Source organism: Terrimonas pollutisoli (assembly GCF_029360765.1).
GTDB classification, from domain to species: Bacteria; Bacteroidota; Bacteroidia; order Chitinophagales; family Chitinophagaceae; genus Terrimonas_B; species Terrimonas_B pollutisoli.
Genome location: NZ_JARKNA010000034.1, coordinates 1 through 14,450 on the forward strand (window position 1 = coordinate 1; position 14,450 = coordinate 14,450).

At 45.7% G+C, this 14,450-nt stretch carries 3 protein-coding genes; all 3 read right to left on the minus strand.

Annotated features, from left to right (window positions below):
• Positions 1-2,003 (minus strand): DUF8696 domain-containing protein (locus tag P2W73_RS25765; protein ID WP_276504987.1); only part of this gene is annotated, 2,003 nt, incomplete at its 3' end.
• Between the two features lie 678 nt (positions 2,004-2,681).
• Positions 2,682-3,707: a PorP/SprF family type IX secretion system membrane protein gene (locus tag P2W73_RS25770; RefSeq protein ID WP_276504988.1), complete on the minus strand. Its 1,026-nt coding sequence runs from the start codon at positions 3,705-3,707 to the stop codon at positions 2,682-2,684.
• A 10-nt stretch (positions 3,708-3,717) separates the two neighbouring features.
• Positions 3,718-14,421, minus strand: a complete 10,704-nt coding sequence (locus P2W73_RS25775; RefSeq protein WP_276504989.1) for a T9SS type B sorting domain-containing protein — start codon at positions 14,419-14,421, stop codon at positions 3,718-3,720.
• Positions 14,422-14,450: the final 29 nt, after the last annotated feature.

The following is a 14,450-nucleotide window of genomic DNA, read 5'->3' on the forward strand; positions in this document are numbered from 1 at the left end:
GCATTTACGGTTACCGCAAAAGCAGCCGATGTAAATGAACAAGTATTACTGTTGGTTACGGTGACGGTATAGTTACCTGCAGCAGTTGCAGTATAGGTTGCACTGGTAGCTCCGCTAATGGGAGTGCTATTAAGATTCCATTGATAAGATGATATTGATCCGCTGCCTGCTGTTGCATTAGAGGAAAGAACAGTGCTGGCACCTGCGCAAATGGCTGCAGTGCCGGTGATGTTTGCTGTGGGCAATGCATTTACGGTTACCGCAAAAGCAGCCGATGTAAATGAACAAGTATTACTGTTGGTTACGGTGACGGTATAGTTACCTGCAGCAGTTGCAGTATAGGTTGCACTGGTAGCTCCGCTAATGGGAGTGCTATTAAGATTCCATTGATAAGATGATATTGATCCGCTGCCTGCTGTTGCATTAGAGGAAAGAACAGTGCTGGCACCTGCGCAAATGGCTGCAGTGCCGGTGATGTTTGCTGTGGGCAGAGCATTTACGGTTACCGCAAAAGCAGCCGATGTAAATGAACAAGTATTACTGTTGGTTACGGTGACGGTATAGTTACCTGCAGCAGTTGCAGTATAGGTTGCACTGGTAGCTCCGCTAATGGGAGTGCTATTAAGATTCCATTGATAAGATGATATTGATCCGCTGCCTGCTGTTGCATTAGAGGAAAGAACAGTGCTGGCACCTGCGCAAATGGCTGCAGTGCCGGTGATGTTTGCTGTGGGCAGAGCATTAACAATTACTGTTACTGTTTCCTTCTCATCATTGCAGGCCGCTCCATTTGCAAAAACTACAATCTGGTAATAATATGTACCGGCTGTTAATGAAGGCGAATAAGTTGCATTCGTTGCTCCAGGAATATTTGTCCATGGACCACTTAAGGATGTACCCGATTGCCATTGGTAACTATATGTACCGGTTCCATTGGAAAGGGTTACGTTAAGATTTACATTATCGCCTTCACAAAAATTACCTCCGCCTGAAATAGTGGCTGTTACTTCTTCTACAATCGTAATTGTTTTAGCTGTTGTAGTTGCAGTTTCTCCACAAGCGTCGGTTACAATAACACGATAGCTATAAGTTCCTGGAGTTAATAAATTGGTCGGGTCGTATGTGGCAGATGTCGCTCCGGAAATATTATTCCATGAAGTGCCTCCGTCAGTACTAGACTGCCATTGATAAGTGTAAGGGGCTAATCCACCTGAAGGGGGTGTATTAGGTGGATTAAAATTTAAAACATCCGGGTTATAATTTATGCAAGCAGTAATCGGATCCGTATTGTGAGAACCTGGATTTAGGGGAGGATTAACATTAAGTGCGGCCGAAACAGATGTTACTGTTCCGCAGCTATTTGTTATGAGTACATCATAATTGCCTGCATCACCTGCTGCAACATTAGGAATCGCATAATTATCAGAAGTAGCACCGCTTATATTAACCCCGTTTTTTCGCCACTGATAAGTAAATGATAAAGTGCTACTGGCTGTAACTGAAAAGGAAGCTGCACATCCAATACCAACTGTTTGGGCGGAGGGTTGATTACTGATGGTGGGAGGAGAATTGACTGTAAGTGTTGCGATAGCAGAAGGAGTTGCATATACTCCACAGACGTCACTAATAACAACTTGGTATTGTGTTTGATCAGGATCGGTTACACTTCCAGCGTTACTTATTGAGAGTGTTGTTGCGCTGGGTGCTCCTATTGAACTAAACCCTGGATCGGACGGCCTTTTTCGTTGCCAGTCAAAATTTGGTGTTCCTTGCGCTCCTGTAATAGTAGCTTCAAAAATTACATTAACGCCGTTACATACAGTTTGACTTTGCGGTTGAAGTGTAAAACTTATATTACTTGGACATGTCTGCCCCTCCACCTTCAATCCAAAAGCAATCAAGAACAACAATCCCAAAAACACAGGTGCAAAAAAGCTATAGCATGGCCCTTTGATTAGCCTTTTATTTAAAGCAGTGATAGTATTTGGGCGGACGAGGTTCATTCCTGATTATAAACCTTAGTTTGTTTATAAAATTCTCAAGGGAGTTTACAGCGATACTAGATTAGAACACGGTCTGGAGGCACAAAAAATTAAAAAGGCCCCATCACTTACACTGGTTTAGCGGATAAGCAAAAAACAGGTGACCAACAAGATGACTCCTTGTTAGCTGAATGCAGATGAAAAGTTTTTTGTTTTAAACGGGAATGCTGAAGTGTAGAAATGAGTTTTCATTTGCGCCAATTTTGGTTGAAAAAAAAGTGGAGTTTCTGTAGTGGTATTGGTGGTACTGCGGTATTCGGGTCGGCTAACTAGGATTGAGGAGTGGGTATAAAAATAGCAATCTTTGTCAATTTTTATAATTAATCAGCTGATTAATTAACCCCAAAATAAAAGGGGGCCAGTAAAAGGTTATAAGAAGTTGGCTAGCAGTCGTGTAGGTTTTGACGTTCTGCTAAATTATTTCCCTAAACCGGGTGGCTTTAGCATCGGCGGAGATTATTCAGCCCGCAATGGTAGAATTTGTTGGCCGTTTCGACCGAAGCCAGGAGTAAAGTAGTTGCCGGAATGCTCACTTTGAACTACTGAAATAGAAAAAAACACTAATGTATTGCCGGTAATATATAAAGAAAGATTGCTGAACGTGATCTGATCGATTGTAGAGTAGATAGATAACCTATTTTATTTCCAGGGACAGGGAATGACGCCGCTGGGTTTTTTCACACCCCGGATGATCAACGAAAGTTCCCATGTCTTGGGTTTACGGCTGGCCTGGTTCAGTTTTGAAATGGTTATATCGTAGCTCAAACCAAATTGAAAGTCTCCATAAGCTAAACCGGCATAAGGAATGATGGCATTTTTTGACCAATACCAAAGTCCCACATTAATCAACGAATTGGCGTCATCACCCAAATAATAACCTAATCCGCCGCCCACAGAAAAATAACTCGCCTTATCCTGGAATTGGTAAATACCATTCGTATTTAACACCACTCTTTCATTTAAAAATGTTTCAAAATTGGTGTGTGCTACTTTGCGCATGGCCAATACCTGGTTCTCATCTTTCAAAAAAGTTTGTTTGGGTTTATTTAAATGAAATCCTGCCACTCCCAGGTCAAAATTGCTTTTTAACGATGTGTACGAATAAACAAGTCCTGCGCTGGCAGAAAAATACGGCCGCATATTTTCTAAAGCTGCTTCGCCTGTTGGCAGATTGGTATTGAACCCATTTCCGGCAAATTGCTCTTCAAAAGTTAACCGGTCAAAGGCAACATGTCGTCTGCCGTAAATGGCGCCAAATCCCAAACCAAGCCGTTGCTTTCGCTGATCATTTTCCATCAGCTTGATATTATAAGAAAGATTGAATGAACCATATGTGCTCTTTACCACACCACTCATGGCATGATCAAACATCAGCATGGCGCCAATACCAATAATATTATTCTCCGTTTCTACATTCGGAATTTTATTCTGCATGATCTTCATATCATACGAAATGGTTCCCGTGACATAAGGGCTTGCTGGGCCTATCCACTGGTCTCTGAAATTGGAAATCACCCGCCAGTCTGCATTGATGTTGGCGGTGAGCCCCGGGTTTATATTAAGCGGTGAAGAAAAAAATTGTGAAAAGCTGGGATCCTGGGCAAAAACGGATCTTGCTCCTATCAGTAAAAAGATAACTACCACCAGTCGTTTCAAAGTTTTCATGATCTGAAATTTATCTTATTAAAACTGAATTTCCAGCACGTTTAAAATATTTGCCGTCTTCGCCGGTTGCTTCCAGTGTCCAGGTATAAGTATCCATCACCTGCGGAACACCTTTAAAGTTTCCGTCCCATCCTTCCTTCAAAATATTTGTTTCAAATACTAACTGTCCCCAGCGGTTAAACACACGGAAATATTTCAACTCACGGATACAAACCGGTATCGGGAATAACCGATCGTTATGACGGTCATTATTCGGTGACCAGGCTTTTGGAACAAAAATATCAGAGGTACAGCTTCCCGGATCCAATGGTCGCATCACCACAGCTAATGTGTCTACTACCGGGCACGCACTTCCATCATCAATTGTGATTGTATATTCCGCGTTTGCGTTATGACGGAAAGTAGGATTCTTACTATTTGTTGCGCTCAATCCGGTTGCCGGGTTCCAGGTGTATTTATCATTTGCGCCAATCGTTCTGGCCGTTAATTGTGTCGAAACATAAGGTGATGTAGTTACTGTTGGATAACGAACAGATTTCCCACCTTTGTTTACTGTTATTGTTACCTGCACTGTTTTAATAAACGTACAGCCGCCCGATGCAGAAGCTTTAATGTAATATGTACCGCTGCTGGCAATTGTTTTCGGGTTGCTTATTGGTGTAGTTAATGCTGCATCCATCCAGTAAGTAAATGTCAGCCTGGGATCACTTCCTGCAGTGATGGCAGGTGCAGTAATATCAACCGTTGCCGGTGCACATACATTGGCAGGATTGGTTACCACAAATGATGGTGATGATTGTATGCTCACTGTAACAGGCTCAATTGTCGCACAACCAAATTGATTGAGACTTTTAATGTAATAAGTGCCTGCATACACTGCTTTTGGATCAGGTATTGCATTGGTGGCCGCTGCATCCAGCCAATAAGTAAATGTCAATCCCGCATCAGAACCTGCTGTCACCGATGGGTCTGTAAGATTAGCAGGAGAACATAAAGTGATATCTGATGTAACAACTTTTGGCGACTGATCAGCCTGGCCAACAGTTGCAGTCGTTGCAGCTGTACAGCCATTTGCGTCAGTAACATTTACTTCATAGGTTCCGCTGGCGAGATTTGAAATGTCTTTTGTTGTAGCGGCAAACCCTTGTGGCCCTTTCCAATGGTAAGTGTAAGGCGAATTGCCTCCATTCACCTGCAGGTTGACAGAACCATTCTTCGCTGTACAGGTGGCGCTATTAACTGTTTTGTTTACTGTAAGAATATTGCTTTCCTGGCTTATCGTTGCTGTCGTAGTTGCGGTACAACCGTTGGCGTCGGTCACGATTACTGTATAGTTGCCCGCCGCTAATCCATTTAAATCTTCTTTTGCTGAAGAGAAACCACTGGGGCCTGTCCATGCATAGCTATACGGAGCCGTGCCTCCATTTACTGTCAGGTTGATGGCGCCGTTGCTTGCCGTACAGTTTGTATTGGTCGCCTGCTGGTTGAGTGTAATAATGCTGTTAACCTGGCCTACAGTCATTGTTTTTGATTGCGTACAACCATTGGCATCTGTTACCGTCACAGTGTAATCACCGGGTGCGAGTCCGCTAAGGTCTTCATTGGTAGAAGTAAAATTGCCCGGGCCGCTCCAGCTATAGGTATAAGGAACTGTGCTGCCACCTACACTGATGTCGATGGTTCCGTTATGTGCCAGGCAGACAGTATTTGTAACAAGCTGGTTAATGGTAAATGTATTAGTCACTTTCTCTAATGTCACATTTGCAGAAGAAATACATCCATTGACATTTACGGTTACTGTATATGTGCCGGGTGCAAGAGCAGTGAAAATATTGCTTGACTGGAAGTCGACACCATTAATGCTATAGGTAATACCATTGCCCGGTGCAGGTAATGTAACTGTTATTGTGCCATTAATGCTATTGCAAACAGGCGGCGTTGTTGTAACAGTTGGGGTAGACGGTTGAGGTGTTACTTTTAAATGCAGTGTTGCTATTGAGTCACAACCATTGGCTGCAACGAGTGTGGCTGCATAATCACCGGCAGTAGTGATGGACTGACCATTCCAGATGTATGGTAATGCTGCTTCGCAAATGCTGATCGTCTCTTCACCTGTTACAGCAGGGTTGACGATCAAGTGCAGTGTAACAACCGAATCACAACCGGCAACACTGGTGAGTGTTGCAATATGATCACCGGCAGTTGTTACCGACAGACCATTCCAGCTATAGGGCAATGCTGCTTCGCAAATAGTAATCGTCTCTTCACCTGTTACAGCAGGGTTGACGATTAAATGCAGTGTAACAACGGAATCACAACCGGCAGTGCTTGTTAATGTTGCAGTATGATCACCGGCTGTTGTTACCGACAGACCGTTCCAGCTGTATGGCAATGCTGCTTCGCAAATGCTGATCGTCTCTTCACCTGTTACAGCAGGGTTGACGATTAAATGCAGTGTAACAACCGAATCACAACCGGCAGTGCTTGTTAATGTTGCAGTATGATCACCGGCTGTTGTTACCGACAGACCGTTCCAGCTGTATGGCAATGCTGCTTCGCAAATCGTGATCGTCTCTTCACCCGTTACAGCAGGATTAACAATTAAATGCAGTGTAACAACCGAATCACAACCGGCAGTGCTTGTTAATGTTGCAGTATGATCACCGGCAGTGGTGATGGACAGGCCATTCCAGCTATAGGGCAATGCTGGTTCGCAAATGGTGATCGTTTCTTCACCTGTTACAGCAGGGTTGACAATTAAATGCAATGTAACAACCGAATCACAACCGGCAACACTGGTGAGGGTCGCAGTATGATCACCGGCAGTGGTGATGGACAGACCATTCCAGCTATAGGGCAATGCTGCTTCGCAAATCGTGATCGTTTCTTCACCAGTCACAGCAGGGTTAACGATTAAGTGCAGTGTGACAACCGAATCACAACCGGCAGTGCTTGTTAATGTTGCAATATGATCACCGGCTGTTGTGATGGACAGACCGTTCCAGCTATATGGTAATGCTGCTTCGCAGATGGTGATCGTCTCTTCACCTGTTACAGCAGGGTTAACAAATAAATGCAGTGTAACAACCGAATCACAACCGGCAACACTGGTGAGTGTTGCAATATGATCGCCGGCTGTTGTTACTGACAGACCGTTCCAGGTATAGGGTAATGCTGCTTCGCAAATGGTGATCGTCTCTTCACCTGTTACAGCAGGGTTGACAATTAAGTGCAGTGTAACAACCGAATCACAACCGGCAACACTGGTGAGTGTTGCAATATGATCGCCGGCTGTTGTTACTGACAGACCGTTCCAGGTATAGGGTAATGCTGCTTCGCAAATGGTGATCGTCTCTTCACCTGTTACAGCAGGGTTGACAATTAAGTGCAGTGTAACAACCGAATCACAACCGGCAGTGCTTGTTAATGTTGCAATATGATCACCGGCTGTTGTTACCGACAGGCCATTCCAGGTATAGGGCAATGCTGCTTCGCAAATGCTGATCGTTTCTTCACCTGTTACAGCAGGGTTAACAATTAAATGCAGTGTAACAACCGAATCACAACCGGCAGTGTTTGTTAATGTAGCGATGTGATCACCGGCCGTTGTGATGGACAGACCATTCCAGCTGTATGGCAATGCTGCTTCGCAAATCGTGATCGTCTCTTCACCTGTTACCGCAGGGTTAACGATTAAATGCAATGTAACAACCGAATCACAACCGGCAGTGCTTGTTAATGTTGCAATATGATCACCGGCTGTTGTGATGGACAAGCCGTTCCAGTTGTATGGTAATGCTGCTTCACAAATGGTAATCGTCTCTTCACCTGTTACAGCAGGGTTGACGATCAAGTGCAGTGTAACAACCGAATCACAACCGGCAGTGCTTGTTAATGTAGCGATATGATCACCGGCAGTAGTGATGGACTGACCATTCCAGGTATAGGGCAATGCTGCTTCGCAAATGGTGATCGTTTCTTCACCTGTTACAGCAGGGTTAACAATTAAATGCAGTGTAACAACCGAATCACAACCGGCAGTGCTTGTTAATGTTGCAATATGATCACCGGCTGTTGTGATAGACAGGCCATTCCAGCTATAGGGCAATGCTGCTTCGCAAATGGTGATCGTTTCTTCACCTGTTACAGCAGGGTTGACAATTAAATGCAATGTAACAACCGAATCACAACCGGCAACACTGGTGAGGGTCGCAGTATGATCACCGGCAGTGGTGATGGACAGACCATTCCAGCTATATGGCAATGCTGCTTCGCAAATCGTGATCGTTTCTTCACCAGTCACAGCAGGGTTAACGATTAAGTGCAGTGTGACAACCGAATCACAACCGGCAGTGCTTGTTAATATAGCGATGTGATCACCGGCTGTTGTGATGGACAGACCATTCCAGCTATAGGGCAATGCTGCTTCGCAAATGGTAATGGTCTCTTCACCTGTTACAGCAGGATTAACAATTAAATGCAATGTAACAACCGAATCACAACCGGCAGTGCTTGTTAATGTAGCGATGTGGTCACCGGCTGTTGTGATGGACAGACCATTCCAGTTGTATGGTAATGCTGCTTCGCAAATGCTGATCGTCTCTTCACCTGTTACAGCAGGATTGACGATTAAATGCAGTGTAACAACGGAATCACAACCGGCAGTGCTTGTTAATGTTGCAGTATGATCACCGGCTGTTGTTACCGACAGACCGTTCCAGCTGTATGGCAATGCTGCTTCGCAAATGCTGATCGTCTCTTCACCTGTTACAGCAGGGTTGACGATCAAATGCAGTGTGGCAACCGAATCACAACCGGCAGTGCTTGTTAATGTCGCAGTATGATCACCGGCTGTTGTTACCGACAGGCCATTCCAGCTGTATGGTAATGCTGCTTCGCAAATTGTAATCGTTTCTTCACCTGTTACAGCAGGGTTGACGATCAAATGCAATGTAACAACCGAATCACAACCGGCAGTGCTTGTTAATGTCGCAGTATGATCACCGGCTGTTGTTACCGACAGGCCATTCCAGCTGTATGGTAATGCTGCTTCGCAAATTGTAATCGTTTCTTCACCGGTTACCGCAGGATTGATCACCAGGTGTAATGTTGCAATAGAATCACAACCCGATGCAGCAACCAACGTTGCAGTGTAATCGCCGGCAGTGGTGATGGACAGACCATTCCAGCTGTATGGCAATGCGGCTTCGCAAATGGTAATCGTTTCTTCACCTGTTACAGCAGGATTAACAATTAAATGCAGTGTAACAACCGAATCACAACCGGCAGTGCTTGTTAATGTCGCAGTATGATCACCGGCTGTTGTTACCGACAGGCCGTTCCAGGTATAGGGTAATGCTGCTTCGCAAATGGTGATCGTCTCTTCACCTGTTACAGCAGGGTTGACGATCAAATGCAGTGTGGCAACCGAATCACAACCGGCAGTGCTTGTTAATGTCGCAGTATGATCACCGGCTGTTGTTACCGACAGGCCATTCCAGCTGTATGGTAATGCTGCTTCGCAAATTGTAATCGTTTCTTCACCTGTTACAGCAGGGTTGACGATCAAATGCAATGTAACAACCGAATCACAACCGGCAGTGCTTGTTAATGTCGCAGTATGATCACCGGCTGTTGTGATGGACAGACCATTCCAGGTATAGGGTAACGCTGCTTCGCAAATGGTGATCGTCTCTTCACCTGTTACAGCAGGGTTGACGATCAAATGCAATGTAACAACCGAATCACAACCGGCCGTGCTTGTTAATGTTGCAGTATGATCACCGGCTGTTGTTACCGACAGACCATTCCAGCTATAGGGTAACGCTGCTTCGCAAATGCTGATCGTCTCTTCACCAGTCACAGCAGGGTTGACGATTAAATGCAGTGTGACAACCGAATCACAACCGGCAACACTGGTGAGTGTTGCAATATGATCACCGGCTGTTGTTACCGACAGACCGTTCCAGGTATATGGTAATGCTGCTTCGCAAATGCTGATCGTCTCTTCACCAGTCACAGCAGGGTTAACGATCAAATGCAATGTAACAACCGAGTCACAACCGGCAGTGCTTGTTAATGTCGCAGTATGATCACCGGCTGTTGTTACCGACAGACCGTTCCAGCTGTATGGCAATGCTGCTTCGCAAATGGTAATCGTCTCTTCACCTGTTACAGCAGGGTTGACGATCAAGTGCAGTGTAACAACCGAATCACAACCGGCAACACTGGTGAGTGTCGCAATATGATCACCGGCAGTGGTGATGGACAGACCATTCCAGCTGTATGGTAATGCTGCTTCGCAAATCGTGATCGTCTCTTCACCTGTTACAGCAGGATTAACAATTAAATGCAGTGTAACAACCGAATCACAACCGGCAGTGCTTGTTAATGTAGCGATATGATCACCGGCCGTTGTGATAGACAGGCCATTCCAGGTATAGGGCAATGCTGCTTCGCAAATCGTGATCGTCTCTTCACCTGTTACAGCAGGGTTGACAATTAAATGCAGTGTGACAACCGAATCACAACCGGCAACACTGGTGAGTGTTGCAATATGATCACCGGCTGTTGTGATGGACAGGCCGTTCCAGGTATAGGGTAATGCTGCTTCGCAAATGCTGATCGTTTCTTCACCTGTTACAGCAGGGTTAGCAATTAAATGCAGTGTAACAACCGAATCACAACCGGCAACACTGGTGAGTGTCGCAATATGATCACCGGCAGTAGTGATGGACTGACCATTCCAGCTATAGGGCAATGCTGCTTCGCAAATGGTAATCGTCTCTTCACCTGTTACAGCAGGGTTAACAATTAAATGCAGTGTAACAACCGAATCACAACCGGCAACACTGGTGAGTGTCGCAATATGATCACCGGCTGTTGTTACCGACAGACCATTCCAGCTATAGGGCAATGCGGCTTCGCAAATGGTGATCGTTTCTTCACCTGTTACAGCAGGATTAACGATCAAGTGCAGTGTAACAACCGAATCACAACCGGCAACACTGGTGAGTGTTGCAATATGATCACCTGCTGTTGTTGCCGACAGGCCATTCCAGCTATAGGGCAATGCTGCTTCGCAGATGGTGATCGTCTCTTCACCTGTTACAGCAGGGTTAACAATTAAATGCAGTGTGACAACCGAATCACAACCGGCAACACTGGTGAGTGTTGCAATATGATCACCGGCAGTGGTGATGGACAGGCCATTCCAGGTATAGGGTAATGCTGCGTCGCAAATGGTAATCGTCTCTTCACCGGTTACAGCAGGATTAACGATCAAATGCAGTGTAACAACCGAATCACAACCGGCAACACTGGTGAGTGTTGCAGCATGATCACCGGCTGTTGTTACCGACAGGCCATTCCAGGTATATGGCAATGCTGCTTCGCAGATGGTGATCGTCTCTTCACCTGTTACAGCAGGATTAATAATTAAATGCAGTGTAGCAACAGAGTCGCAACCCGATGCAGCAATCAATGTTGTGGTGTAATCACCGGCAGTGGTAATGGACAGACCATTCCAGCTATATGGTAATGCTGCTTCGCAAATCGTGATCGTTTCTTCACCTGTTACAGCAGGGTTGACGATTAAATGCAATGTAACAACCGAATCACAACCGGCAGTGCTTGTTAATGTTGCAATATGATCACCGGCTGTTGTTACAGACAGACCATTCCAGCTATAGGGCAATGCTGCTTCGCAAATGCTGATCGTCTCTTCACCTGTTACAGCAGGGTTAACGATTAAATGCAGTGTAACAACCGAATCACAACCGGCAGTGCTTGTTAATGTCGCAGTATGATCACCGGCTGTTGTTACCGACAGACCATTCCAACTGTATGGCAATGCGGCTTCGCAAATGGTAATCGTCTCTTCACCAGTCACAGCAGGGTTAACAATTAAATGCAGTGTAACAACCGAATCACAACCGGCAGTGCTTGTTAATGTCGCAGTATGATCACCGGCTGTTGTTACCGACAGGCCGTTCCAGGTATAGGGTAATGCTGCTTCGCAAATGGTAATCGTCTCTTCACCTGTTACAGCAGGATTAACAATTAAATGCAGTGTAACAACCGAATCACAACCGGCAGTGCTTGTTAATGTCGCAGTATGATCACCGGCTGTTGTTACCGACAGACCATTCCAGCTATAGGGCAATGCTGCTTCGCAAATGCTGATCGTTTCTTCACCTGTTACAGCAGGGTTAACAATTAAATGCAGTGTAACAACCGAATCACAACCGGCAACACTGGTGAGTGTCGCAATATGATCACCGGCAGTGGTGATAGACCGGCCATTCCAGCTGTATGGTAATGCTGCTTCGCAAATGGTAATCGTCTCTTCACCTGTTACAGCAGGGTTAACAATTAAATGCAGTGTAACAACCGAATCACAACCGGCAACACTGGTGAGTGTCGCAATATGATCACCGGCAGTGGTGATAGACAGGCCATTCCAGCTGTATGGTAATGCTGCTTCGCAAATGCTGATCGTCTCTTCACCTGTTACAGCAGGATTAACGATCAAGTGCAATGTAACAACCGAATCACAACCGGCAACACTGGTGAGTGTCGCAGTATGATCACCGGCTGTTGTTACCGACAGGCCATTCCAGCTATAGGGCAATGCTGCTTCGCAAATGCTGATCGTTTCTTCACCTGTTACAGCAGGGTTGACGATCAAATGCAGTGTAACAACCGAATCACAACCGGCAACACTGGTGAGTGTCGCAATATGATCACCGGCTGTTGTTACCGACAGACCATTCCAGCTATATGGCAATGCTGCTTCGCAAATGGTAATCGTCTCTTCACCTGTTACAGCAGGGTTAACGATTAAATGCAATGTAACAACCGAATCACAACCGGCAACACTGGTGAGTGTCGCAATATGATCACCGGCAGTTGTTACCGACAGACCATTCCAGGTATATGGCAATGCTGCTTCGCAAATGCTGATCGTTTCTTCACCTGTTACAGCAGGGTTGACGATCAAATGCAGTGTAACAACCGAATCACAACCGGCAACACTGGTGAGTGTCGCAGTATGATCACCGGCTGTTGTTACCGACAGGCCATTCCAGCTATAGGGCAATGCTGCTTCGCAAATGCTGATCGTCTCTTCACCAGTTACGGCAGGATTAACGATCAAATGCAGTGTAACAACCGAATCACAACCGGCCGTGCTTGTTAATGTTGCAGTATGATCACCGGCAGTGGTGATGGACAGACCGTTCCAGGTATAGGGTAATGCTGCTTCGCAGATGCTGATCGTCTCTTCACCTGTTACAGCAGGATTAACAATTAAATGCAGTGTAACAACCGAATCACAACCGGCAGTGCTTGTTAATGTAGCGATATGATCACCGGCAGTAGTGATGGACTGACCATTCCAGCTATATGGCAATGCTGCTTCGCAAATCGTGATCGTCTCTTCACCCGTTACAGCAGGATTAACAATCAAGTGCAGTGTGACAACCGAATCACAACCGGCAACACTGGTGAGTGTTGCAGTATGATCACCGGCTGTTGTTACCGACAGGCCATTCCAGGTATAGGGTAATGCTGCTTCGCAGATCGTGATGGCCTCTTCACCTGTTACCGCAGGGTTAATAATTAAATGCAGTGTTGCAATGGAATCACAACCGGCAGTGCTTGTTAATGTTGCAATATGATCACCGGCTGTTGTGATAGACAGGCCATTCCAGGTATAGGGCAATGCTGCTTCGCAAATGGTGATCGTTTCTTCACCTGTTACAGCAGGGTTAACAACTAAATGCAGTGTAACAACGGAATCACAACCGGCAACATTGATGAGTGTTACAGTATGATCACCGGCTGTTGTTACCGACAGACCGTTCCAGCTGTATGGCAATGCTGCTTCGCAAATGCTGATCGTCTCTTCACCTGTTACAGCAGGATTAACGATCAAATGCAGTGTAACAACCGAATCACAACCGGCAGTGCTTGTTAATGTAGCGATATGATCACCGGCAGTAGTGATGGACTGACCATTCCAGCTATATGGCAATGCTGCTTCGCAAATAGTAATCGTCTCTTCACCTGTTACAGCAGGGTTGACGATCATGTGCAGTGTAACAACCGAATCACAACCATTGATATTTTGGAGCGTAGCATTATAGGTGCCTGCACCGTTCAGCGATTGATTGTTCCAGGAATATGGCAATGCGCCTTCGCAAATGGTGATGGTCTCTGTGGCGGTCACGTTTGGATTAACCACGAGAGTCAATGTAACAACCGAATCACAACCATTGCTATTTTGGAGCGTAGCATTATAGGTGCCTGCAGTAGCAAGTGACTGGTTGTTCCAGCTATATGGCAATGCTGCTTCACAGATGGTGATGGTCTCCGTGGCGGTCACGTTTGGATTAACCACGAGAGTCAATGTAACAACCGAATCACAACCATTGACATTTTGGAGGGTAGCATTGTAAGTGCCCGTACCGGTTAGTGAAAGGTTGTTCCAGGTATAGGGCAATGCGCCTTCACAGATGGTGATGGTCTCGGTAGCGGTCACGTTTGGATTAACCACGAGAGTCAATGTAACAACCGAATCACAACCATTGATATTTTGGAGGGTAGCATTATAGGTGCCCGCATTAGCAAGTGACTGGTTGTTCCAGCTGTAGGGCAATGCTCCTTCACAGATGGTGATGGTCTCTGTGGCGGTCACGTTTGGATTAACCACGAGAGTCAATGTCACCACCGAATCGCAAC